A 23,710-nucleotide genomic window follows, 5' to 3' on the forward strand; every position below is an offset into this window, starting at 1 on the left:
CGTCACCTCGGCCGACGTGAATGCCTACCTGCGCGAGATCACGGGCCAGGACATCACCGCCAAGGATTTTCGGACCTGGGCCGGCACGGTGCTGGCCGCTCTCGCCCTGCGGGAATTCGAGGCCTTCGACAGCGAGGCCAAGGCCAAGAAGAACATCCGGGCGGCGATCGAGGGGGTGGCGAGCCGGCTCGGGAACACGCCAACCATCTGCCGCAAGTGCTACATCCACCCGCAGATCCTCGACGGGTACCTCGAGGGAGATCTCCTGTCGAACCTCAAGGATGCCGTCGAGACGGAGCTCTGCGCGGATCTGAGCCGGCTCCGCCCCGAGGAGGCCGCCGTGCTGAGCCTGCTGCAGAAGCGCCTGGAGGCGGCGGAATCCGCCCCGAAGCCGGCGCGCAGGGGCCGGACGGGAGGACGGGCGCCCGGTTCCGCGCGCCCCAGGCCGTCGCCCCGCAAGGGCGCGCAAGGCCGGCCCGACCGTGGCGGGGCCTCCGCCTCGGCTCCGTGAGGTGTCGGCACGCGACCTTCCCGGGCCTTGAGTTTGGAACGGAGTTAAGAGTTAAATTCCGTCCTGACGGCCGGCAAACGGCGCAGGCTGAGGGATACGGACCATGGAAGTCGACGCGCTCCTGCTCTCGCGCATCCAGTTCGGCTTCACGATGGCCTTCCACATCATCTTCCCGGCCTTCACGATCGGGCTCGCGAGCTTCCTGGCGCGCCTTGAGGCGCAGTGGCTCTGGACCGGCGATCCGATGTACCGGAACCTGTACCGGTTCTGGGTGAAGGTCTTCGCGGTGTCCTTCGGGCTCGGCGTCGTCTCGGGCATCGTGATGAGCTACCAGCTCGGCACGAACTGGTCGCGCTACTCCGACTTCACCGGCAACGTGCTCGGGCCGCTGATCCAGTACGAGGTCATCACGGCCTTCTTCCTGGAGGCGGGCTTCCTCGGGATCATGCTGTTCGGCTGGGAGCGGGTCGGGGACCGGCTCCACTTCGTCTCGACCTGCATGGTGGCGCTGGGCACCCTGGTCTCTGCCTTCTGGATTCTGTCGGCGAATTCCTGGATGCAGACGCCCGCGGGCTTCGTGGTCGAGAACGGCCGCGCCATCGCCACCGACTGGCTGAAGGTGATCTTCAACCCGTCCTTCCCGATCCGCTACGCTCACATGGTGCTGGGCTGCTACCTCACGACCGCCTTCGCGGTGGCCGGCATGTCGGCCTGGATGATCCTGCGCGCCCGCAAGGAGCCGCCCGAGAAGGTGGCGGGCGCCCGGCTCTCCCTGTCGATGGCCCTGTGGTTCGCGGTGATCTGCACGCCGATCCAGATCTTCATCGGCGACGCGCACGGGCTCGCCGTGCTGAAGCTGCAGCCGACCAAACTCGCGGCGATCGAGGCGAACTGGGAGACACAGAAGGACATGCCGCTCCTCCTGTTCGCGATCCCGAACGAGAAGGAGGAGCGCAACGACTTCGAGATCGGCATCCCGAGGCTCGGCAGCTTCATCCTCACGCACGACTTCTCGGGCGTCGTGCCGGGGCTGAAGGACGTGAAGCCCGACGAGCGGCCCCCGGTCTGGCCGGTCTTCTACGCGTTCCGCATCATGGTGGCGATCGGCGTCGCCATGCTGGGCCTGAGCCTGTGGAGCGTTGTGCTGCGATGGCGCGGCACGCTCTTCACGAACCGCCTCTTCCTCACCTGCGCCATGCTGATGACGCCTTCCGGCTTCGGCGCCGTCCTGTTCGGCTGGTTCACGGCCGAGATCGGTCGCCAGCCCTACATCGTCTACGGGCAGCTGCGCACGGCGGACGCGCATTCACCGCTCACCGCCCAGGCCGTGACAACCTCGCTCGTCGCCTTCCTGATCGCCTACGCGATCATCTTCGGCTTCGGCAGCTACTACCTCGCCAAGCTCCTGCGCAAAGGTCCCGAACCGCTGGAGGAGGCGCTGCGGGGCGACGACATCGCCCGCAAGCCCAAGCGTCCGCTCTCGGCCGTCAACGAGGATCTCAAGCCGAATCCGGCTTGAGCCGGGGCCGGCGCCTCAATGGTGCGCGGCCCCGCTCTGCGTAGGGCGGCGGACACCCGCCTCGCTCCGGCGCGTCGGCTCGGATTCGAGGACCGGGGCGAGGCCGAGCTGGCGGGCGAGGGAGACGAGATCCTTGAGACGGCCCGTCTGGGTCTTGCGCCGCAGGTTGAGTCGGTGGGTCTCGACCGTGCGCACGCTGAGGGAGAGCCGGCGCGCGACCTCCTTGTTGCTGAAGCCGGCGCTGAGGAAGCGCAGGACCTCGGCCTCGCGCGGGGTCAGGCCGAGGCCGTCGCCGGTCTCGGTCGCCGCCGGGCCCGGATCCGGCGCGCCCGTGAGGTGGCCGGTGCCCTCCGCGAGCGCCAGGATCGCCGTGCAGATGTCGCGGGGCGCGGCCTGGCGGCCCACGAACGCATCGGCGCCGGCCGCGATGAGGCGGCGCAGGTCCGCGGCCGTCAGGGCGCCGAACGGCACGAGGATGCGCAGCGAGGGCCAGCGCTCCTTGAGCCCGGCCAGGCGCGCGACCCCGTCCTCGAGGCGCCTCTCGTCGACGAAGACCAGCGCGATCGCGCCGGCGGCCGCCTCCTGCGTCAGGCCGGTCTCGCCGATCGTCTGCAGGGCCGGCAGGTGCTCCAGCGTTGCGCGAAATGTCGGACAGAAACCCTGCGGCTCGTCCAGAACAAGTACTCCCACGGCTCGACTCATGCCGAAACACCCCTCTTGTTCTCGGCACGGAACAGACCGACCGAGCTTGCGAGAGAAGTTTCAAGAGTCGTTCCAAGGATTTAGTCGGCGTTCGGTAAGGTAAATCGCCTGAAAGCCGCCGTTGAGGCGATCTTCACCACGCCGATTGTCCCGGCCGGGGACAGGCCCGTTAACGATCGCTGTACCGATTCGCGCCAGATCGCTGCCGGCGCCCCCGGTTCAGGCGGTCCGTGCCAGGATCAGGTCGGTGGCGGCGGAGACGACGCGGTCGCGCCCCGTGGTCTTGGCCTCGTAGAGGGCGATGTCGGCGCGCTTCAGGAGGCCCTCGATCGTCTCGCCCTCCGACCACTCGCTCACGCCGAAGCTGCAGGTGAGGCGCACGGGCCCCCGCGTGCCCCGGATGCGCAGGTCCCGGGCGAGCAGGCGCAGGCGGCCGGCATGGGCCTCGGCCTCGTCGAGCGACCGGCTGGGCAGCAGGACCGCGAATTCCTCGCCGCCGAGGCGCCCGACCACGCCCTCCTGCCCCAGCATGCGCGCGACCGCCTGGATCGCCGAATCGCCGACATCGTGGCCGTGCTCGTCGTTGATGCGCTTGAAGTGATCGATGTCGACGAGGATCGCGCCCATCCGGCCGTGATTGCCGACGCGCTCCGCGGCATCCCGGGCCCGGGCGAAGAAGGCGCGGCGATTGAGGAGACCGGTGAGCGGGTCGGTCTCGGCGAGGCGGATCAGCTCCTCCTGCATGGTGGTCAGGCGCTCGGCGGCGCGCAGCCGCGCGTGCAGCTCCTCGGCGCCCGGCGGCTTCTCGATGAAGTCGTCGGCGCCGCTGTCGAGGGCCTCGGCGAGGTTGCGGGCATTGCGGGCCGAGGACATCGTGACGACGTAGAGCGGGCGGCGCGCCTCCGCGAGCAGCCGGGCCGACCAGCACAGTTCGAGCCCGCTGATCGGCCGCACCTCGAGGCTCGTGATCAGGACCCGCACCGAGGGCGTGTTGTTCAGGAAATCCAGCGCTTCCGCCGAATCCGTGAAGGCATTGATCGTGTGGCCGCGCGGTTCGAGCAGGGCCGCGATGATCTTCAGCACCACCCGGCTCGAATCGACGATCATGATATGCATGGGTCAGGCTTCCGCGCGGTCCGAACGAGTCGCGGGATGATGCGTGCGAAACCTTAATGTGTCGCGAAAGCCGGGCGGGCCGCGCCAGCAGGACAGGGTGTCGACTTGGCGGATGCTGAGAAGCCGGCCGGCCGCACGAGGGCGTCGTCGCGCGGCGGACTCTATCCGGTCACGCCGGACTGCCGCTACTTCGTGGTGCGCGGCCGGCTCTGGCGCCGGGCCGATCCCGGCCTGCCCGAGGAGCGGCGTGCCTGCTTGGTCGCCGAACTGATGGGCGCCCGCCGGGCCGTCAGGGCCGCCAAGGCGGCCGGGCGCGCGGGCCTGCCTGGGGCGGCGGCCTCGCTCGCCGCGGCGCGCGGTGTCGTCGACGCGGCCAAGGTCGCGCTCGGAGAGCGCGGGCCGGTCTGGTGGAACGACGGGGCGCCCGACTACAACCGGCGCCTCGCGCGCAGCACGCCGTACGCGGCGTGGTTCGCGAGCCTCGCCGGGGCCGATCCGGTCAGCGGCGCGGCACCGTGACCGGGATGACGCGGGCGCCGCCCGCGTAGGCGGGCCCGGAATCGAGCTGCGACCAGCGTCCGGAGGCGTCGCGCGAGAGGATGCGCGCCTTCCCGGGCTTGCGGGGGCGGGCGGCCGGGCTGTCGATCACGTAGACGGTCGGCTCGCCGATCGGCGCGCGCTGGACGCCCGAGATCGTCGGCACGCCGTAGGTGCCGTAGCCCCAGGCCGGCGGGACGATCTCGCGCGGGGAGGGGAACCGCGTCAGCGGCGCGCCGATATAGGCGCCGCTGACCGCCGCGTCGGCGAAGCCGTATCCGTAGGCCGGCCCCGGGCCGCCCGTGTAGGCGAGATCCCGGGCGAGGGTCTGCGCCCCGGCCGGCCCGGCGGCGCACAGGGTGAGCGCTATGAGGGAACTCGCGAGACGTCCGAGGCCTGGGGACATGTTGCAACGCTCCGACACGAACCGACGATCCGGTTGAACCCCGCGCGCCGCAGACTCGTTCCGCGTGCGGGGCCGCCGCCAGCCGCGCAGAGTGCGTAAGCCGCCCCGATCCGGGCTCATTCACATGAAAACCCCGCGGCGGGCGCGGGGGTGGGGCCGGGTCGGCGGCGGCCGCCGGTCAGCGGCAGGTCGTGACCCGGCGCACGATCCAGCCCTCGCCCTCCACCCAGAGGCGTCGGCGCGAGCGGCTGCAGGTGCTGGCCTCGTCCTCCCCGTCCGAGACGCCGGCGACGGCGGGCATGGCCTGCCCCGCATCGGCGACCCGGGTCGGCGCGTGCTCCGTCGCGGGTGCGGCCGAGGCGCCGGAGAGCAGGCCGATCGACAGAGAGGTCGCGACCGTGAGCGTGGCCGCAGCGGTTTTCAGCAGCATGTCAACCTGCCCGCACGCCCATCACGGACGCGTCATCGGAGTCTTGGGGATCGTACAGGGGCGTACGGCTTCGTATCTGGGTGTGTAATTCACGACACCGTGATTCGGTTGCAGGACTTTCCGGTGCTCGTTCACGCCGGTGTGATCGGGGTCGGCGGGCGCCGTGCCGGGCGGAGCGGCTCGCCGCTCCGCGTCGCGGCGCCGCGCCGCGCGCCAGGGACTTGCCGGCGGCCGGACATGATAATAGGCAGGGTCCGCAAAGCAGATCCGAGGGTCACCCCAGATCTTGCTCGGGAAAGAACCTTCTTAAGAACATTTCTAAGCTTCAATCGGACGGCGTTGATCATGCCCGCGCCTGATTTGAACGCTTCCAAACTGGAGAACCTCGATGGCGGACGGGTCGACGTTCGTCCAGGCCTTCACGATCCTGTTTCGTGAGGGCCTGGAAGCGCTTCTGGTGATCGCGGCGCTCGCCGCCTTCCTGCGCCGGGCCGGCGCGTCCGAGAAGATCACGCCGCTCTACGCGGGCGCCGCGGCCGCGGCGCTGGCGAGCCTCGGCATGGCTTGGGTGTTCGAGACCTATTTCGACGGCAACCACAACGACCTCGTGGAGGCCGCCGTGATGCTGCTCGCCGCCGCGCTGATGTTCTACATGAGCGGCTGGCTGTTCATGAAGCAGGATCCGCGGGCCTGGCAGGCCGACCTGAACCGGATGGCCGAGCGGGCGCTCGGGGCCGGAACGGTACTGTCGCTCGCGGGCATCGCCTTCCTGGCGGTCTTCCGGGAGGGCGCCGAGACGATCCTGTTCCTGCACGCGCTGGCCAAGACCGGCAACGGCTTCGACGGCTCGCTCTTCGCCGGGCTCGGCGTCGCCGTGGCGGTGTTGGCGGCGGTCTTCGTCGCGATGCAGTGGCTCGCGCTGCGCCTGCCGCTGCGGCCGATGTTCCTGATCACCTCCGCCTTCCTGTTCGTGATGGGATTGCGGCTCGTTGGCCAGGCGCTCCAGGAATTCCAGGAGCAGACGATCGTCCCCGTGCACAATGACGGCGTGCCCGACTTCGTGACCGACCTCGGCTTCAACGGCAGCTGGGAGGCGCTCGGGGTGCAGGGCGTGCTGGCGCTCGTGGCGATCGCCTGCCTCGGCCTCTACTGGCTGCGCCGCGACGACCGGAAGGCGGCCGGCGCCACCCCCAAGCCGGCCGGCACGCAGGCGGCCCGCGCCAAGGCGGCGCAGGCCTGATCCGGGCTCCGTTCCGGGATCCGGGGCGGGCTCGACCCCGGCCCGGATCGGCCCCTCAGCGCAGATGAGCGGGCAGGGCGGGGACGGGCGGCCCGTCCGCCGTCACCGACAGCATCGGCAGCGTCACGGCGACCTGCGTGACGGGCCGGTCCCGCGGCAGCGCGGAGGCCGCGAAGGCCCCGATGCCGAGCGCGAGGCCGAGGGCGAGCAGCGACGTCTCGACGCCGCGATAGAAGCCGTCCATCGCAAGAAGTCTCCCGCATGAGCGGCGCCGGGATGCGGCGCGCCGCCGATGATGGCCGGGAGACGTGAGGGAAGCGTAACCGGCGCCTGGACGGGCTCAGGCCTGGCCCGCCACCCGCATCCGGGCGAGGCGCGGCGGCACCGGCTGCAGCAGGGCGGCGGCGAGGTTCGCCTCCAGCATGATCAGGTCGCGATCCGGGTCCGGGACCCAGCCGCAGCGGCAGCCGCCCGGCCCCGCATGCGCCTGCGAGACCTGCCCGTAGAGCAGACCCACCGCCCGCGCGGCCGCCTCCAGAGCCGTCATCACGGGAAGCGGATGTCCCCCGAGGCTCTGCCAGAAGGCCCGGATCAGGGCCTGTTCCAGGGCGGCCTGGCGCCGCTCGTCCTCCAGGCCGCAATCCGGGACGTGGTCGAGCCTGTCGCTCATGCCCGGCCTCGCCGGCGGTCGGGCGCGAACTCGGGGCTCGCCGCCATGAAATCGATGAGGTCGCCGAGTCGGTGCAACCGCAGATCGAGGCAAGACCCGTCCCACCACGCGATCCGCGCGCATCCGCGGATCAGGTCGAGTGCCCGTACCATTCCGGCCTCCATCGCTTGCGGGCGGCGCATCGGCCAGGAGGCTTCATGCGCCCGCTTCCTCCAAGTGATGATCATGTTTTTATGTGTAATCAAGCTCTGCGGTAAATATTGGAAGTACTATAAATCGCGAACAATCCCCGAAATTTCGGTTCTTTTATTTCGAATGACTCCACGCATGCGTGAAAAGGCATTCCCGCGAGACGATTACCGGCTGGCGGGGCGCGCGGCTCGGCGCACGACAGGCCGGGAACCGTGTCGGGCGAACGCCGAGATCTCGGGGTGAAGCTGCCTCGTTCGTGCCGTGGGTGACGAAGCCCGCCGCCCGCGTCGCGTCCCGCCTCCCGTCGCGATTCGCCCGCTGCGCCGGGGCCAGCACGCGAGGGCGGACGCGCCCGGCATCCTCAGCCCCTGTAGGCCACCAGTACCGCGCCCGCCGCGATGAGGCCGACGCCGAGCCAGTTCGGACCGGACAGGTGCTCGCCCAGGAACACGACGCCGAAGATCGCCACCAGCACGACGCTGAGCTTGTCGAGCGGCGCGACGCGGGCGGCTTCGCCGAGGCTCAGCGCCCGGAAGTAGCAGAGCCAGGACGCGCCCGTCGCTAGCCCCGAGAGGACGAGGAAGAGGGCGCTGCGCCCGGGCACCGTCGCGAGGCCGTGCGCCTGACCCGAGGCGACGAGGATCGCGCCCGTGAGGCCGAGGATCACGAGCGTGCGCAGGAAGGTGGCGACATCCGACGGCACGTCCGAGACGCCGAGCTTGGCGAGGACCGCCGTCAGGGCCGCGAAGGCCGCCGAGAGGAGCGCCCAGAAGCGCCAGGATTGCAGGAGCGGCTCCACGGCACCCTCCTCAGAGAATGGCCCGCATCGCGAGGAGGCCGAGGAACAGGCCGGCGAGGCCGAGCACGACTGAGCCGAGGATATAGGTGAGCGCCGCGCCGGTCTCGCCCCGCTCCAGGAGGAGCACCGCCTCGAGCGAGTAGGACGAGAAGGTGGTGAAGCCGCCGAGGATGCCGGTGGCGATGAACAGGCGCGCCGCCAGCGGGGCGCCGCGCGCCGCGAACCAGCCCGTGAACACCCCCATCAGGATCGAGCCCAGGATGTTGATGCCCATGGTGCCGTAGGGAAAGCCCGACCCGAGCCGCGCAGCCGCGAGGCCGACCCCGTGACGGGCCATCCCGCCGAGACCCGCCCCGATGAACACGAGTAGAAAGCTCTGCACGCGCGATTCTCCGGCCCCGCAACGGGTCAGCATCTCCCGCGCCGTGGCGCGCTGATCAAGCCCCGCGGCCCGTCACGATCTCGCTCGGCCCGGCCCGCGGCGCCGGGCGGGCCTATGAACCCGCTCGGGGCCCTCGCCCGTCGCGCGGGCGAGTCTGAACGCGCTATCGCTTCACGCCCGCGTCCCGATGGTGTAGGCGCGACGCCTTGAGCCCCTCACGGGACGCCCGGCCGCCGGGAGCCCCCGCTCCGCGCGCCGGCGCGGCGGGCGTTTCGGGAGTGGCTCTTGATCCCCGATCGGCCGGCGAGCCGGTCGCCAGACGTCGCGCGGAGGATCCCGCGCGGCCAAGCCCGAGCCGAAGCCCGCGCCATGACCGACCGCCCGAACCGCATCGACGCCGCCTTCGCCCGCTGCCGGGCGGAGGGCCGCGCCGCCCTCGTCACCTACGTGATGGCGGGCGATCCCGACCCCGAGACCTCCCTCAAGGTTCTGCAGGCCCTGCCGGGTTCGGGCGCCGACATCGTGGAGTTCGGCCTGCCCTTCACCGACCCGATGGCGGACGGCCCGGCGATCCAGGCGGCGGGCCTGCGGGCCCTGAAGGCCGGCCAGAACGTGATCAAGACCCTCGACCTCGTGCGCCGCTTCCGGGCCGGCAACGGCGGCACGCCCGTGATCCTGATGGGCTACTACAACCCGATCCACGCCTACGGGGTCGACCGCTTCCTGGCGGACGCGGTGGAGGCCGGCATCGACGGGCTCATCGTGGTCGACCTGCCGCCGGAGGAGGACGACGAGCTCTGCCTGCCGGCGCTCGCGAAGGGCCTCGCCTTCATCCGGCTTGCCACACCCACCACCGACGAGCGCCGCCTGCCGGCCGTCCTCGCGAACACCGCGGGCTTCGTCTACTACGTGTCGATCACGGGCATCACCGGGACGGCGACGCCCGATTTCGGCAGGGTGGCGGAGGCGGTCGGGCGCATCCGGCGCCACACCGAGCTCCCCGTCGTGGTGGGCTTCGGCGTCAAGACCGGCGCGCACGCGGCCGCGATCGCGCGGGGCGCGGACGGCGTCGTGGTGGGCTCGGCCCTCGTCGACGCGCTCCACGGCAGCCTCGATCCCGAGAAGCGCGCGCAGGGCGGCACGGTCGAGGCGGTCGCCGCGCTGGTGCGCGAACTCGCCGAGGGCGTGCGCTCCGCGGGACGGGCGGCCTGAGAGCCGCCACACTGGCGGGTTAGCGCCCCGCATCAGATATCATCAGCGGTGGCTCTCGGAACGGACGGCACCCCATGAAAGTCGAACCGATGAACTGGATCTCGGAGGTCGTGCGGCCCAAGATCAAGACCCTGTTCAAGCGCGAGACCCCGGAGAATCTCTGGATCAAGTGCCCGGACACGGGCCAGATGGTGTTCCACAAGGAGGTCGAGAGCAATCACTGGGTAATTCCGGGCTCCGAGCACCATCTGAAGATGAGTGCGCAGGCGCGCCTCAGGATGATGTTCGACGAGGGCACCTGGATCGACGTGCCGCTGCCCGAGGTCGCCGCCGACCCGCTCAAGTTCCGCGACGAGAAGCGCTACGTCGACCGCCTCAAGGAGGCCCGCGCCAAGACCGGCATGGCGGACGCCTTCAAGATCGGCTTCGGGCGGGTCGGCGGCCTGCCGATGACGATCGCCGCGCAGGAATTCGGCTTCATGGCGGGCTCGCTCGGCATGGCGGCGGGCGAGGCCTTCATCCGCGGCGCCGAGACGGCGCTCGACAAGCGCACCCCCTTCATCCTGTTCTCGGCCTCGGGCGGCGCCCGCATGCAGGAGGGCATCCTCTCGCTGATGCAGATGCCGCGCACGACCGTGGCGGTGCGCCGCCTCAACGCGGCGAAGCTCCCCTACATCGTCGTGCTGACGAACCCGACGACGGGCGGCGTCACCGCCTCCTACGCCATGCTCGGCGACGTGCATCTGGCCGAGCCCGGCGCGCTGATCTGCTTCGCGGGCCCCCGCGTCATCGAGCAGACCATCCGCGAGAAGCTGCCCGACGGCTTCCAGCGGGCCGAATACCTGCGCGAGCACGGCATGGTCGATCAGGTGGTGCACCGGCACGCGCTGAAGGAGACGGTCGCGCGGCTGTGCGGCCTCCTGATGAACGTCAAGCCCGATGCCCGCGCGGCCGCGCCCGCCGCGGCACCCGCATCCGCCCCCGTGCCCGAACCCGCCTGACGCCGCTCATGGATTCCTCCGACGCGCTGATGGCGCGCTTCCTCGCCCTGCATCCGCGCACGATCGACCTGTCGCTCGGGCGCATCGAGAGCCTGCTCGCCAAGCTGAACCATCCCGAACGCCGCCTGCCCCCGGTGATCCACGTGGCGGGCACCAACGGCAAGGGCTCCACCATCGCCTTCATGCGGGCGATCCTGGAGGCGGGAGGGCTGTCGGCGCACGTCTACACCTCGCCCCACCTCGTGCGCTTCCACGAGCGGATCCGCCTCGGCGCGATCGGGGGCGGGCAGTTCGTGCCGGAGGACCGCCTCGCCGACGCCTTCGCGCGCTGCGAGGCGGCCAATGGCGGCGATCCGATCACGGTGTTCGAGATCACCACGGCGGCGGCGCTCCTGCTGTTCTCGGAGGTGCCCGCGGACGTTCTCCTGCTGGAGGTGGGCCTCGGCGGCCGGGTCGACGCCACGAACGTGATCGACCAGCCGGCCGCCTCCGTCGTCACGCCGATCGGGCGCGACCATGCCGAGTATCTCGGGGACACCGTCGCGGCGGTGGCGGGCGAGAAGGCCGGCATCTTCAAGCGCGGCTGCCCGGCCGTGATCGCCGCGCAGGACTACCAGGAGGCCGACACGGTCCTGTGCCGGCACGCGCAAGCCGTCGGCGCCACGCCGATCCGCGTCGGCAACCAGGATTTCTCCGTGCACGAGGAGCGCGGGCGCCTCGTCTACCAGGACGAGACCGACCTGTTCGACCTGCCCAAGCCCCGCTTGAGCGGGCGCCACCAGTTCACGAACGCGGGCACCGCCATCGCGGCCCTGCGGGCGGCGGGCTTCGGCGACATCGGCACGGCCGCGTTCGAGGCCGGCCTGCGCAACGTCGACTGGCCGGGCCGCCTGCAGCGGCTGAGCCGCGGCCGCCTCGCCGAGCAGATGCCGGCCGGCGGCGAGCTCTGGCTCGACGGCGGCCACAACATCGACGGCGGCCGCATCCTCGCGGCGGCGGTAGCCGATCTCGGCGAGCGCAGCGACGTGCCCCTGGTGCTGATCGTCGGGCTCCTCGGCACCAAGGACGCCGAGGGCTTCCTGCGCAACTTCGTCGGGCTCGCCCGCGCGCTCGTGGCGGTGCCGATCGCGGGCCAGATGGCGGCGCGCCCGGCCGAGGAGGTCGCGCGGATCGCCGAGAGCGTCGGCCTCAGCGCCCGCGTCGCTTCGAGCGTGGAGGCGGCGCTCACACTCGTCGGCGACATCGCCTTCGAGCAGCCGCCGCGGATCCTGATCTGCGGCTCCCTCTACCTCGCCGGCGCGGTGCTGACCGCCAACGGCACGCCGCCGGTCTGAGAGGGATCGGCGCGGGGCTCGCGGCGACGGGTCCCGGCAGGCCGGTGCCGCATGCGCGCGTCGCGCCGGGCGGCAGAGGCCGCCGCCGCCAAAATGCGGCCTTCCACCGAACTCCCCGCTTTCCACCGGAAGGTGCAGCAGCGCGTAGAGCCCGCGCCTGTGTGTCCTCAGCGCTACATCTTAACTGTGGAAAATCCCTTAGTTTCGCCCTCGATCGGGCACAATGCTGGGGATCATAAAAGTGAAGAAGCTTCTCACCTCGTTTGCGGCCTTTACGGCCCTCACCGCGGCCGCCACGGCCGCCGACCTGCCGCGCCGTGCCGCGCCGCCGGTCTTCACGCCGGTTCCGGTCTTCACCTGGACGGGCTTCTACGCCGGTTTCAACGCTGGCTACGGCTTCGACGTCAGCCCGCGCACGAACGGCGCCACGATCGTGAACCTGCCGGCCGGCAGCCCGCTCGTCGTCGGCCCCCTCGCCCCGTCGCAGGCCGTGTTCGGCGGCAGCCGCTCGCTCGACGGCTTCTCGGGTGGTGGCCAGATCGGCTACAACTACCAGTTCACCCCGGGCGCCGGCCTGGTGATCGGCATCGAGGCTGACGCCCAGTACGTCGACTTCGGCCGCAACCGGAACCGCTTCCTGCTGACGCCCGGCTTCGCGCCGGCCGCCAACATCGCCTTCGTGAACCCGAACGGCCTGTCGAGCCTCGACTTCTTCGGCACCGTCCGCGGCCGCATCGGCTACGCCTTCGATCGCGTCCTGTTCTACGGCACCGGCGGCTTCGCCTACGGCTCGGGCGGCGGCCGTCAGTTCGGCCTGCCGAACAACTCCACGGACGATTTCCGCACGGGCTATGCCGCTGGCGGTGGCGTCGAGTACGCGCTCCCGACCGACTCGTTCCTGAACTTCTTCCGCTCCTCGGCGGTGACGTTCAAGGTCGAAGGCCTGTACGTGAACCTCGACCGCAACAACCGCAACAACGGCCTGTTCGCGTTCAACGCCGCCACCGGCGCGTCCTTCTTCGCGCCGGGCTTCGTCGGCCGCCGCAACGACACCGAGTTCGCGGTCGTCCGCGCCGGTCTGAACTACAAGTTCGGCACCTACTAAGCCGACATATCGGTCTCGAAACCGGAAGGCCTGGCTCCCCGGAGCCAGGCCTTTTCTCGTTTCGGGATGCTTGCGCCGGCGAGACGATGCGGCCGCCAAGAAAAAGCCCGCCTCCGGAGAGGCGGGCTTGTCAGCATCGAAGCGCAGGGTCGCGCCAGGTGTCTCAGGCGTTCGCCGTCTGCGCGGTGATCCAGCGCGAGAGGTCGCCCTTCGGCGCGGCGCCGACCTTCTGGTCCACGCGCTGACCGCCCTTGAACAGGAGGAGCGTCGGGATCGACCGGATGCCGTATTGCGAGGCGATGCCGGGATTCTCGTCGACGTTGACCTTGGCGATCTTCACCCGGCCCTGCAGGTCCGCGGAGATCTCCTCGAGCGCCGGGCCGATCTGCCGGCAGGGACCGCACCATTCCGCCCAGAAATCCACGACCACGGGCTCGGCGGATTGCAACACATCCTGCTCGAAGCTCGCGTCGGTCACTTTCACCGTCGCCATCTTGGTCCCTTTCCGGTTTCGCGGGTGGATCATGAAGGAGTGCCGCCCCGCGATTGCGGCAGAATTGGCGACGCCGCGGCACGGGGTCAAGGCGCCGTGCGGCCGGCGCAGCGCAGCATCGCCGCCGCGGCATGAGCCGCGCCGAAACGCCACTTCGCGAAGCGGGGCCTCGCCGCGGGCCCCATCGCGCCCCATCTCCGGGCCGTCCCTGTCGAACGAGTCCGCGCCGTTGCCCGCGCCGGCTTGCCGGCGCCCCAGGGGCCGGGTCGCAGGCCGAATCCGCCGGATAGGCTCGCGACCCGGACCGCAAGGAGGAGTTTCGCACGTGACACGCATCCACCGCCTTCTGCTCGCCAGCGTGGCCGGCCTGAGCCTCGGCCTTCCGGTTCTCTCGCCGGCCCTCGCGCAGAACGCGGCAAGCCCCGAGCCGAGGGCCCCCCGGGTCGAGGGCGACGCCTTCACCGCCCCCTCCGCCAACACGGGTGCCGGGCCCGCCGAGACCGAGGCGCCGAACACGACCTACAAGCCGCTCCTGCCGAACCAGACGCGGGCGCCCAAGCCCGCGCAGGCGACCGACGTCGACGTCGCGACCGTGGCCAAGGGTCTCGTCAGCCCCTGGGCGATGGAGTTCCTGCCGGACGGGCGCATGATCGTGACCGAGAAGGCCGGCAAGATCCGCATCGTCGCCAAGGACGGCACGCCGGGGCAGCCGGTCGCGGGCGTCCCCAAGGTCGACTCGCGCGACCAGGGCGGCCTCCTCGACATTGCCCTGAGCCCGAGCTTCGCCTCCGACCGGACGGTCTACTTCAGCTATGCCGAGCCCCGCGACAAGGGCAACGGCACGACCGTGGCCAAGGCCAAGCTGACGGAGAGCGGCGGCTCGGGCAAGCTGGAAGAGCTCAAGGTGATCTTTCGGCAGATGCCGACCTACGACGGCGGCAAGCATTTCGGCTCGCGCCTCGTCTTCGCGCCGGACGGCAAGCTGTTCGTCACGGTCGGCGAGCGCTCCGACAAGCAGACCCGCGGCCAGGCGCAGGACCTCGCGAGCGGCCTCGGCAAGGTCTTCCGAATCGACACGGACGGCAACGCGCCCAAGGACAATCCCTTCTCGGGCAGCGACAAGGCCCGCCACGAGATCTGGTCCTATGGGCACCGCAACGTGCAGGGCGCGGCCCTCGACGGCCAGGGACGGCTCTGGACGGTGGAGCACGGGCCGCGCGGCGGCGACGAGCTCAACCGGCTGCGGCCCGGTCTGAACTACGGCTGGCCGCTGGTGAGCTACGGCCTCGAATATTCGGGCGAGAAGATCGGCGAGGGCATCACCCAGGCGGGCGGCACCGTGCAGCCGGTCTATTACTGGGACCCGGTGATCGGCCCGTCGAGCCTCGCCCTCTACACCGGCCCCCTGTTCCCGGCCTGGAAGGACGCCTTCCTGATCGGCGGCCTCGTCAGCAACGGCCTCGTCGCGCTCAAGCTCGACGGCGACAAGGTCGTGACCGAGGAGCGCATCCCGCTCCACGCGCGCATCCGCGACGTGAAGGTGGGCCCGGACGGAGCGGTCTACGCCGTCACCGACGAGCAGGACGGGAAGATCCTGAAGCTGACCCCGAAGGACAAGCAGGGCTAGAGCATGCTGCGAGAAAGTGGCAGCGGCTGTTCGCTCAAAGCAGGCTCTAACTTATTGAGGCGATCATGTTTTCGGCGTTTTGGCCGATGCGATCAAAACGCAGCATGATCTGGCGAGCCCTGCCGACCGGCCGGGCCGATCGTCTGTCCCACAGGGTCGAGAGGGCGCGTCGCGCTCAAGGCGACGCGCAGGGCGGTCAGCCGAGCCCCGCCAGGGCCGCGGCGACCTCCGCCTCGCTCAGTCGCCGGATCACCGGGCCCGAAGTCCAGACCAGCATCGGCACGACGCGGCGGCCGGGATAGATCCGGGCGAGGAGCGTCGCGTAGAGGGCGATCTGGCTCGCCGCGGCCTCCGGCAGGGGGGCGCCGTCCGCGGGCGGGCGGCCGGTCTTGAAGTCGGCGATCAGCACCGTGTCGCCCTCGACCGCGAGGCGGTCGACCCGTCCGAAGACCGGGCGCTCGACGCCCTCGACCGCGACGCGCCCGGAGAGCGTCACCTCGGCGCGCGCCGCGCGCGAGAACAGGGGCGCGAGGTCCGGCGCGCCGAGGAGGCGCAGGGCCGCCGCCACGATGGCGCTTCGCGTGTGGTCGGCCAGGCCCGGCGCCCGGGCGCGCACGAACGCGGTGGCGGCCGCCTCCCGCCGGGCAGGCTCGAGGCGTGGCAGGTGCTCCAGCAGGGCGTGGATCAGCACGCCGCGCCGGCGCGCCTCGGCATCCGCGTCGCGGCGCTCGGGAACGCGCTGCCCGTCCGCCGCCCGCAGCGCGCCAGAGGGACTCAGGGGCGGCGCGGCGTCGACCTCGCGCGGCACGGGCGCCCGCAGCCAGGCCGGCGGCGGCGCGGCGGCGGCGGGCGCGTCCGCGGCGTCGAGCCCGGCATAGGCGGATTCGCCCTCCGGCCAGAGCGTGACCGGGCCGTAGGCCGTCTCGATGCTCTCGCCGGGCCCGAAGGCGCGCGTGAGGCCATGGCGAATCATCTCGCACCACGACGCCTCGGTCTCGCGGTCGCGCCCGCGATAGGGGGCGATGACGAGCCGGTCGGCCGCCCGCGTCATCGCGACGTAGAGGAGGCGGTTGTGCTCCTCGCGGGCGCGGGCCTGCCAGTCGGCGCGGGCCGAGGCGATCGCCGCGCAATCGTAGCTCTTGGCGCTCGACCAGACGGGCGGCAGCGCGGCCTCCTCCGTCCCTCGCATCGGCAGCAGCGGCGGGTCGTTGCGCCCGAGGGGCTCGCAGCCGTCGATGACGACGACGACAGGCGCCTCCAGGCCCTTGGCGCCGTGCACCGTCATCACCCGCACCTCGTCGCGGCCCGATTCGAGATCGCGCTTGACCGTGTGGCCGCCCTCGCCGCGCCCCGCCGAGCCGGCATAGCGGGCGAGGAAGCCGCCGAGGGAGGGCGCGTCGCCACCCTGCTCGGCCTGCGCGGCGGCGGCTAGGAACACGTCGATCGCGTCGCCCGCCTCGCCGCCGAGGCGCGCCACCAGCCGGGCGCGGCCCTCCTGCGGCCCGAGCAGGGCCGCGTAGAAGCCGAACGGGCCCTGCGCGCCCGCGAGCGCGATCCAGCCCCGCAGCGCCTCGAGGCCGCGGATCGCGGCCGGGTCCTCGGCCGCGGCGTGGCGGTGGAGCGCGTCCTCGAGCGTCTCCGCAAGCGGACGCCGGGCGGTGATCCGCACGAGGTCGTCGTCGGTCAGTCCGACGAGCGGCGTCTTGAGGGCGGTGGCGAGCGTCAGGTCGTCGGCGGGCAGGAGCCCGGCACGGCCGACCGCCACGAGGTCGTTGACGGCGATGTGGGCGGCGACATCCAGCCGGTCCTGGCCGGCCACCGGCACGCCGAGCCCCTTGAGCGCGCGGATCACCTCCTCGAAGGCGGCGCCGCGCTTGCGCACCAGGATCAGGATCTCGCCCGGGCGCCGGCGATGGCCGCGCGCGTCGCCGGTGGTGATCCAGGCCTTGACCGCGCGGGCGATGCGCCGCGCCGTGCGGATCGCGGGGGCGTTCGCCTCGGGAGCGTCGACGGGCGCCGTCCAGGCATCGGGCTCGACCTCGTCGGCGGGTTCCTCGATGCACCAGAGCTCGACCGCGCCCGGCGCCTCGCCCCGGGCGGTGGAGTGGACGGTGCCCGTCGCCGCGTCGTCGAAGGAGAGGCCGCGATAGTGATCGGCCACCGCGAAGGTGGCGTCGACCGCCCGCAGCACGCCGCGGCTCGATCGGAACGACAGGCTGAGCCTGACATCCGCGAAGGGGAGTTCCGCCGCGCTCGCGTCGTTCGCCCAGGCGCGGCGGGTCACCTCGAACTCGCGGGGCTCCGCGCCCTGGAAGCTGTAGATCGACTGCTTGGGGTCGCCCACCGCGAAGCGCGTGCGGGCGACGCTGCGCGCGCCCTCGCCGGCCGCGAACTCGGCCGTGATCCGGCGCAGGATCTCCCACTGGTGCGGGTTCGTGTCCTGTGCCTCGTCGATGAGGACGTGGTCGACGCCGCGGTCGAGCTTGTACAGGACCCAGCCCGCCCCGAGCCGCGAGAGCAGGTCGAGGGTCTTGTGGATCAGGTCGTCGAAGTCCAGCGCCCCGAGGCGCGCCTTCTGCGCCTCGACGCGGCGGTGGATCTCGGCGGCGAGCGTGAACAGGGCCTGCGTGCGGGACTGCGCCCGGGCCGCGCGCAGGGCGTCGAACAGGGGCTCCAGCCGGTCGCGCTCGGCGAGCAGCGCCTCGCGCAAGGCGTCGGGTACCGCCTTGGTGCCGAGGCCCTTGGCCGATTTCGGCTCGTCCTTCTGGGTGAAGAAGACGGAGCGGTAGGCGTCGAGCGCGCCCGCCCGGTCGCCGGCCTCCCGCGCCGCCGCGGCCTCCGCGAGGGCGTCGGCCAGGGTCTCGTCGGTGGATTTGCCGGTGCGCAGGGCATCCACGGCGCCGGCCCAGTCGCCGAGGCGCTCGAGGATGCGCGCCTCGATCGTCTCTACCCGCTCCTCGGCGCCGAGCCCCAGCGCCCGCGACAGCGCCTCGAATTGCGGCCCGAGGCCCCGCCGGTGGCCGAGCACCGGCCGAGCCTGGATCGCCGCCCGGATCGCCTTGCGCAGGGCGTCGCCCGCGGCCTCCGGCGCCACGATGGCGTGCGCCTGCGTGAGCTCGGGATGGCCGCCCGCGACGGCGTCGGCGAGCACGTTGTCGGTCTCGATCGCGAAGGCCTCGCGCGACTGGTTCTCGTCGAGCACGACGAAGCGGGCCGGCACGTTCGCCTCGAAGGGGAACATGTGCAGGAGCCGCTCGCAGAGGGCGTGCAGGGTCTCGATCTTGAGGCCGCCTGGCGTCTCGACGGCGCGCGCGAAGAGGCGGCGCGCCGCCTCGAGGGTCCGGCGGCCGGGCGGCTCGCCCGTGAGCCCCTCGATCTCGGCCGCGAGCGCCGCGTCGTCGAGCGTCACCCAGCGGCCGAGGCGCTGGAAGACGCGGATCGACATGTTGGCGGCGGCTGCCTTGGTGAAGGTGAGGCAGAGGATGCGGCCCGGCGCCGCCCCGTCGAGCAGCAGGCGCACCACGCGGTCGGTGAGCACCTTGGTCTTGCCCGCTCCCGCGTTGGCCGAGACCCAGGCCGAGGCGCGCGGGTCGGCGGCCCGGCGCTGGGCGGCCTCCGTGAGGGCATCGACGACGAAGCGTTCGCGAGCTGCCATCAATCCTCTCCCTCGCCGCCGAGCGACCATTCGAGGACGCGGGCGAGATGGTCGTAATCGCCGTAGGCGCGGGCGTATTTCGGGTAGGGGCGCGAGACGTAGGCCGCCTCGCCCGTGAGGAAGCGGGCGACGAGCCCGCGCAGGCGCTCCGCGTGCTCCCGGACGATCGCCTCCACCGGGCGGGCGTCGCCGCGCGGCGGTTTCACCGAAAGCGGCGTCAGCGGCTTCCGGCCGCCAGAGGCGTAGAGGTAGAGCAGATCCGGGCTCGCGCTCGCGGCGGGCACGCCCTCGAAGGCGCCTGCCATCAGCATGGCGGCCTCCAGCGTCAGCTGCGGCGAGAAGCCGGCATAGACCTCGCGGTTGCTCGGCGGCGCCCCGGTCTTGAAGTCGACGATGCAGGCGCCGCCGTCGCGCCGCCGCTCGATCCGGTCGGCGCGGGCCCGCAGCGTGAAGCTCTCGGATCCCATCGGGATCACCCACTTGCCGGAGATCTCCGGGTGGACGCGGGCGAGATCGGGCCGCCGGCCGGCCTCCCAGGGGAGATAGGCAGCCGCCAGGCGCTCGTAGCGCGGCCACCACTCGGCGTAGAGTTCGGGATAGGTGTCCTGGATCGGCCCGAACGCGTCGAGGGCGAGCGCGAACAGGCGTTGCTCCGCCAGCGCCGGGTCGGGAAGCGCCTCGGGATGGTCCTGGGCGAACCGGCCGAGGACGTGGTGGATCAGGGTGCCGCGCTCGCTGGCGCCCGGCAGCGCCGCCACCGGCTCGAGCGGGTCGAGGCCGAGGACGTGGCGGGCGAAGATGGCGTAGGGATCGCGCACCAGGGTCTCGATCTCGGTGACGCTGAGCGTTCGGGGGAACAGGGCCGGGTCCCCCTTCGGCTTCGGCCGGGTCAGGCGGGGCTGCGGCGGGGCCGTGTCGAGGGCGGCCGCGTAGGCCGCGAGGCGCGCGCCGGCCCCGAGCGCGCCCTGCCAGGCCTCCTCGCCCACGAAGGCGCGCATCCGCTGGAGGAAGCGCGAGGGCACGGTGGGCGAGCCCTCGCGCTTGGCCGAGCGGGTGATCACGGCATCGCGTGTGCCGAGCGCCTGCACGAAGTCGTGCGCGCTCTGGCCGATCCGGCGCTCGGGCGGGTTGAGGCCGATGCGCTCGCGCATGGGCCGGTTGAGGAAGGCGTCGGTGGTCGTCTTCATCGGCCAGACGCCCTCGTCGAGGCCGCCGAGCACGACTCGGTCGACGCTGAGGAGGCGCGCCTCGAGGAGGCCGAGGATGCGCAGGCGCGGATGCGGCGGCGCGCCCGCGCAGGGCACCACCCGCTCGCGGGCGAGCGCCGCGAAGAAGGCCGGGTAGTCGCCGAAGCGGCCGGGCAGCAGGCCGGGCTCGGCCAGGCCGAGCTCGTCGAACAGGCTGTCGAGGCAGCCGAGCGAGGCGTCGGCCGGCGGCTCCTCGTCGCCGTCCGGGCCGGCGACCAGCCAGTCGCAGACCGCGCGGTGGCGGCCCGCCATCTCGACGAGGTTGCCGACCCCGCGCTCGTCGGCATCGGGGAAGCCCGCGAAGGCGAGGTCGAGCCGGCCCACCAGGGTCTCGGCCAGATCCCAGTCGATCTCCTTCAGCCGCCTTTTGGCGCGGGGACGGCGCTCGCCGTCCCGCGGGCTGCGGGCCTCCCGAAGGGCGCGACGCAGGCCCTCGAACCCCCCGACCGGGGCGGGGCCGCGCAGCAGGCCGATCTCGAGGGCCGCCGCCCCCCGCACCACGTCGGAGCGCGGCAGCCCCAGGCGCACCAGGGGGTGGGCCAGCAGGGTGATGAGGCGGGCCGGGTGCATATCGGCGGCGAGCTCGGCCGCGAGGCGCGCAAGGCGTCCGGCCGGGCTGCGGGCGAGCGCCAGGCCCGCCGAATCCTCGGCCACGATGCCCCAGCGGGCAAGCTCGGCCGCAACCCGGGTGGCGAGGCCGCGGTCCGGCGTGACGAGGGCCGCGCTGGCGCCGGGCGTCTCGAGGGTCTCGCGAAGCGCGATCGCGGCGATCAGCGCCTCCTCCCGCTCGTCTGCGGCCTCGGCCACCGCGAGCCCGGCGAGGCCCCGCGCCGCGATGTCCGCCCGGAGCGCGGGCTCGATCCGCGCCCAGGCATCGGTGGTCTCGGCCGGGCGCAAGGCCTCGGACATGAGCGTGGTTCGGGCGGTGGCATTCGCGTCGGGCGCGCCGAGCGTCGCCACCGCGTCGCGCGGCAGGTCGAGGCAGTCCGCGCCGAGAAGCCGGTGCAGCACGGCCTGCGGGTGGCCGTGGGCGATCTCGCGCGAGAAACCCGCGCCGGTCTCGATCGCGTCCCAGCCGGCCGCGTCGAGGCCGAGATCGAGGCCCGGCAGCACCACGGCGCCGCGGGGCAGCCCCGCCACCGCGGCGATCAGCCGGGCGGTGGCCGGGACCGAGCCCGTCGAGCCCGCGACGATGACGGGCTCGGCCGGCCGCTCGCGCCCGAGCCGCCCGGCCTCGGCGAGCACCAGCCTGCGGGCGCGCGAGACCGGGTCGCTCATGCCGCGCTCGGCCAGGATCCCGGGCCAGTTCTCGGCGGCGATGCGCACGAAATCGAGGGTGAGGCCGAAATACTGCGAGTACTCGGCCTCGACCGCGTTGCCGATCTCCGACCAGGGCAGGCCCTCGACGGTGAGCGCGTCCATGAGCCGCTCGAGGTCGGCCGCGAGGCCGACCGCGTCCGAGGGCGAGGAGGGCACCAGAAAGGGCACGTCGTCGTCGAGCGGCAGGAGCTTGCGGTCGACGGTCTCGGCCCAGGCCTGGACGAGGCGGGCGAGGATGAGGCGCCGCTCCAGCGGCGGCATCGAGGGGGCGAGCGCGTCCGGCCCGTTCTCCAGGAGCGGGTTGGCGGCGAGGTCGAGCTCCGCCTCGTCGGCCTCGCCGAGCGGGATCATGCGCGGCAGGAGCGCGGCCTCGCCGAGCCGCTCGGCGAGCACCGCCGCCAGCGCCCGGGCCGCGCGCCGCGTCGGCAGGTAGATGGTCACGCCGGCGAGCGCCAGCGGATCGGATCCGAGATCGCCGACGAGGCGCCCCCCGATCAGCGCGTTGGCCAGGGCGGGGAGGAAGGGCGCGCCGGGCGGGATCGTGAAGACGCGCGATTCCGGCATCGACACCGCGCCGTTCTCGCATTCAGCCGAGCAGACGTTCGCGTTCATGCGTGAAGTTGACCACCTTGTGTCCGGCCGTCGCCGCGGTGAGGTACAGATCGAGATCGTCGGTCATCAGCGTCACGTCCCGTTCCTGTGCCGCGAGCACGGTCACATCGTTCAGGCCGAGACGGTCGAACTCTGGAGCCGCTGCCGCCGTCGCGCTCGGAACGTAGCGTTCCGACGCGAGGGTGGCGTAGCGCCGGAAGGCATCGATAAGCGGGCCGAGGCGGGACCGGTCGCAGTGCCGGATCAGATTCGAGGTCTCCGCCAGAACGTTCGGTGTCGTTACGTGAGCTGCACGGGCGACGAGCCGTCCGAGCAGCGTGAAATCATCGGGCATGTAGGCGCGTGTGCGCCGATGGATGCCGACGAGGCCCGGCGATGCCGATCCGACGAGGAACAGCACCAGCAAGTTCGTGTCGATGAGGACACGGCCGTTCATTCACTGCTCGACCGTCCGGTCGGTCAGCGAGACGACCTTCCCGTCGTCATCCTTCACATGGACGACCTTGTAGGTTCGGTTCAGGTCGATGTCGCCGCCGAGCGCCGTCGTAAAGGGTTTCGGCCTGTTCCAAGACCGGGAAAATCCGACGGTGATCAGCCAAAGGTCCTGGCGGTCGTCGAAACGGATCTCCTCCAAGCCGATATTACTCGGGCTCTCATCGTCGAAGATCTCGGCGACATAGGTCTTGGCCCGGGACACCGCTTCCTTGACGTTCATCCGGACCTCCACGGCGCCCTTCGTCGCGGCCGTTATGGCCGCGTTCAGATGTAGCTGTTCCGTGTCCGTTCCTCAATTGCCGGGAGGCCGCAGCCTCACGGCAGCCGCGCACTCAGGCGCACCCGCTCCTCGGCGGCCGCGATCGCCTCGGGCGTGCCGACATGCAGCCACTGCCCGTCGAGGCGCAGGCCGAACAGGCGCCCGCGCGCGATGGCGCGGTCGAACAGGAGGTTGAGCGAGAAGGCGCTCTCGGGCGTGTCGGCGAAGAGCTCGGGCTTCAGGATTGCCACGCCCGCGTAGATGAAGGGCGCCACCTCGCGCTCGCCGCGCCGCTCCAGGCGCCCGTCCGGGTCCATCACGAAGTCGCCGGCGCCCTCGTAGCCGAGGCTGGTGGCGGTGGGGGCCACGAGGAGCAGGACGTCCATCGCGGCCGGGTCCCATTCGGCGATCAGGCGCGCGAGGTTCGGTGTCGGGCCTTCGAGCCAGAAGGAATCGGAGTTGAACACCAGGAAGGGCTCGGCGCCGACGAGAGGGAGCGCCTTCTTGACGCCGCCGCCCGTCTCGAGGAGGGCCGCGCGCTCGTCCGAGATCAAGATCTCGGGCGCCTGCGCGCGGCGGGCGAGATGGCCCTCGATCAGGTCGGGGAGGTAGTGCACGTTGACCACCGCCCGCGCGATGCCGCCCTCGGCCGCCCGGTCGAGGGCGTGGTCGAGGAGCGCCTTGCCGGCGACCTCCACGAGGGGCTTCGGCACGGTCGCGGTCACGGGCCGCATGCGCTTGCCGAGGCCCGCCGCGAGGATGAAGGCGCAGGTGATGGCCGGCGGGGTCGGTTCGGGCGCGCTCATGTCGGGCTCGCGGGTCTGATGGGTCGGGGGAGGGGGTGAC

General features: G+C 72.0%; 22 protein-coding genes and 1 pseudogene. 9 read left to right on the forward strand and 14 right to left on the reverse strand.

Translation table 11 applies throughout. The features are described 5' to 3' along the window. Both WDW90_RS20465 and WDW90_RS20470 read left to right on the forward strand, forming a co-directional pair. Positions 1 to 511, forward strand: a pseudogene (locus WDW90_RS20465) (DNA topoisomerase IB); the annotation flags it as partial. Positions 512 to 614: 103 nt separating this feature from the next. Then, positions 615 to 2,030 (forward strand): cytochrome ubiquinol oxidase subunit I, encoded by a 1,416-nt coding sequence (locus WDW90_RS20470; RefSeq protein ID WP_336489312.1) that lies wholly within the window; start codon positions 615 to 617, stop codon positions 2,028 to 2,030. 15 nt (positions 2,031 to 2,045) lie between these two features. Here the strand turns inward: WDW90_RS20470 and WDW90_RS20475 are convergent, their stop codons facing one another. Both WDW90_RS20475 and WDW90_RS20480 read right to left on the reverse strand, forming a co-directional pair. Next, positions 2,046 to 2,732: a LuxR C-terminal-related transcriptional regulator gene (locus tag WDW90_RS20475; protein WP_336489313.1), complete on the reverse strand. Its 687-nt coding sequence runs from the start codon at positions 2,730 to 2,732 to the stop codon at positions 2,046 to 2,048. 219 nt (positions 2,733 to 2,951) lie between these two features. Further along, positions 2,952 to 3,848, reverse strand: a complete 897-nt coding sequence (locus WDW90_RS20480; protein WP_336489314.1) for a GGDEF domain-containing response regulator — start codon at positions 3,846 to 3,848, stop codon at positions 2,952 to 2,954. A 105-nt stretch (positions 3,849 to 3,953) separates the two neighbouring features. On the opposite strand from WDW90_RS20480, the gene WDW90_RS20485 reads away from it, so the two are divergent. Further along, entirely contained in the window at positions 3,954 to 4,367 is a 414-nt protein-coding gene (locus tag WDW90_RS20485) for a hypothetical protein (RefSeq protein WP_336489315.1), read from the forward strand. Here WDW90_RS20485 and WDW90_RS20490 read toward each other — a convergent pair. Further along, complete coding sequence (locus WDW90_RS20490; RefSeq protein WP_336489316.1) at positions 4,348 to 4,791, reverse strand: hypothetical protein; 444 nt, start codon at positions 4,789 to 4,791, stop codon at positions 4,348 to 4,350. The two genes, WDW90_RS20485 and WDW90_RS20490, sit on opposite strands and share 20 nt — an antisense overlap. 178 nt (positions 4,792 to 4,969) lie before the next feature. Then, the gene (locus tag WDW90_RS20495; protein ID WP_336489317.1) at positions 4,970 to 5,221 is read right to left on the reverse strand and encodes a hypothetical protein; all 252 of its coding nucleotides are present in this window, start codon (positions 5,219 to 5,221) and stop codon (positions 4,970 to 4,972) included. Positions 5,222 to 5,609: 388 nt separating this feature from the next. Between WDW90_RS20495 and WDW90_RS20500 the strand changes: the two genes are divergently transcribed. Beyond that, positions 5,610 to 6,461, forward strand: a complete 852-nt coding sequence (locus WDW90_RS20500; RefSeq protein WP_336489318.1) for an FTR1 family protein — start codon at positions 5,610 to 5,612, stop codon at positions 6,459 to 6,461. Positions 6,462 to 6,516: 55 nt separating this feature from the next. Here the strand turns inward: WDW90_RS20500 and WDW90_RS20505 are convergent, their stop codons facing one another. The 4 genes from WDW90_RS20505 to crcB form a co-directional block, all read right to left on the reverse strand. Continuing rightward, positions 6,517 to 6,705: a hypothetical protein gene (locus tag WDW90_RS20505; RefSeq protein ID WP_336489319.1), complete on the reverse strand. Its 189-nt coding sequence runs from the start codon at positions 6,703 to 6,705 to the stop codon at positions 6,517 to 6,519. A gap of 96 nt (positions 6,706 to 6,801) precedes the next feature. Beyond that, positions 6,802 to 7,131, reverse strand: a complete 330-nt coding sequence (locus tag WDW90_RS20510; protein ID WP_336489320.1) for a hypothetical protein — start codon at positions 7,129 to 7,131, stop codon at positions 6,802 to 6,804. 553 nt (positions 7,132 to 7,684) lie between these two features. Next, positions 7,685 to 8,122: an EamA family transporter gene (locus WDW90_RS20515; protein ID WP_336489321.1), complete on the reverse strand. Its 438-nt coding sequence runs from the start codon at positions 8,120 to 8,122 to the stop codon at positions 7,685 to 7,687. 10 nt (positions 8,123 to 8,132) lie between these two features. Next, positions 8,133 to 8,504, reverse strand: coding sequence for a fluoride efflux transporter CrcB (crcB, locus tag WDW90_RS20520; RefSeq protein ID WP_336489322.1), 372 nt, complete (start codon positions 8,502 to 8,504; stop codon positions 8,133 to 8,135). Positions 8,505 to 8,873: 369 nt separating this feature from the next. On the opposite strand from crcB, the gene trpA reads away from it, so the two are divergent. The 4 genes from trpA to WDW90_RS20540 all read left to right on the forward strand — a co-directional run bounded on the left by trpA (position 8,874) and on the right by WDW90_RS20540 (position 13,156). Continuing rightward, complete coding sequence (gene trpA / locus WDW90_RS20525) at positions 8,874 to 9,716, forward strand: tryptophan synthase subunit alpha (RefSeq protein WP_336489323.1); 843 nt, start codon at positions 8,874 to 8,876, stop codon at positions 9,714 to 9,716. A 74-nt stretch (positions 9,717 to 9,790) separates the two neighbouring features. Then, positions 9,791 to 10,717, forward strand: coding sequence for an acetyl-CoA carboxylase, carboxyltransferase subunit beta (gene accD, locus WDW90_RS20530; protein ID WP_336489324.1), 927 nt, complete (start codon positions 9,791 to 9,793; stop codon positions 10,715 to 10,717). An 8-nt stretch (positions 10,718 to 10,725) separates the two neighbouring features. Beyond that, positions 10,726 to 12,051 (forward strand): bifunctional folylpolyglutamate synthase/dihydrofolate synthase, encoded by a 1,326-nt coding sequence (locus WDW90_RS20535; protein ID WP_336489325.1) that lies wholly within the window; start codon positions 10,726 to 10,728, stop codon positions 12,049 to 12,051. Positions 12,052 to 12,292: 241 nt separating this feature from the next. After that, on the forward strand, positions 12,293 to 13,156 hold the full coding sequence (locus WDW90_RS20540; RefSeq protein ID WP_336489326.1) for an outer membrane protein: 864 nt from the start codon (positions 12,293 to 12,295) through the stop codon (positions 13,154 to 13,156). A gap of 163 nt (positions 13,157 to 13,319) precedes the next feature. On the opposite strand, the gene trxA is transcribed toward WDW90_RS20540, so the two are convergent. Further along, positions 13,320 to 13,649: a thioredoxin gene (gene trxA / locus WDW90_RS20545; RefSeq protein WP_336489327.1), complete on the reverse strand. Its 330-nt coding sequence runs from the start codon at positions 13,647 to 13,649 to the stop codon at positions 13,320 to 13,322. 325 nt (positions 13,650 to 13,974) lie between these two features. Between trxA and WDW90_RS20550 the strand changes: the two genes are divergently transcribed. Then, positions 13,975 to 15,276: a PQQ-dependent sugar dehydrogenase gene (locus WDW90_RS20550; RefSeq protein WP_336489328.1), complete on the forward strand. Its 1,302-nt coding sequence runs from the start codon at positions 13,975 to 13,977 to the stop codon at positions 15,274 to 15,276. Positions 15,277 to 15,472: 196 nt separating this feature from the next. Here the strand turns inward: WDW90_RS20550 and addA are convergent, their stop codons facing one another. The 5 genes from addA to WDW90_RS20575 form a co-directional block, all read right to left on the reverse strand. Then, complete coding sequence (gene addA / locus WDW90_RS20555; RefSeq protein ID WP_336489329.1) at positions 15,473 to 18,931, reverse strand: double-strand break repair helicase AddA; 3,459 nt, start codon at positions 18,929 to 18,931, stop codon at positions 15,473 to 15,475. Next, complete coding sequence (gene addB, locus WDW90_RS20560; protein WP_336489346.1) at positions 18,931 to 22,062, reverse strand: double-strand break repair protein AddB; 3,132 nt, start codon at positions 22,060 to 22,062, stop codon at positions 18,931 to 18,933. The genes addA and addB overlap by 1 nt, the downstream gene beginning before the upstream one ends. Before the next feature lie 22 nt (positions 22,063 to 22,084). Further along, on the reverse strand, positions 22,085 to 22,516 hold the full coding sequence (locus WDW90_RS20565) for a PIN domain-containing protein (protein ID WP_336489330.1): 432 nt from the start codon (positions 22,514 to 22,516) through the stop codon (positions 22,085 to 22,087). Between the two features lie 30 nt (positions 22,517 to 22,546). Continuing rightward, on the reverse strand, positions 22,547 to 22,825 hold the full coding sequence (locus WDW90_RS20570; protein ID WP_336489331.1) for a hypothetical protein: 279 nt from the start codon (positions 22,823 to 22,825) through the stop codon (positions 22,547 to 22,549). 95 nt (positions 22,826 to 22,920) lie between these two features. After that, positions 22,921 to 23,670 carry a nucleotidyltransferase family protein gene (locus tag WDW90_RS20575; protein ID WP_336489332.1) on the reverse strand — a complete coding sequence of 250 codons (750 nt, stop codon included), beginning with the start codon at positions 23,668 to 23,670 and terminating at the stop codon, positions 22,921 to 22,923. Between the last annotated feature and the right edge of the window lie 40 nt (positions 23,671 to 23,710).

This window comes from Methylobacterium nigriterrae, from assembly GCF_037106235.1.
Lineage (GTDB): Bacteria > Pseudomonadota > Alphaproteobacteria > Rhizobiales > Beijerinckiaceae > Methylobacterium > Methylobacterium nigriterrae.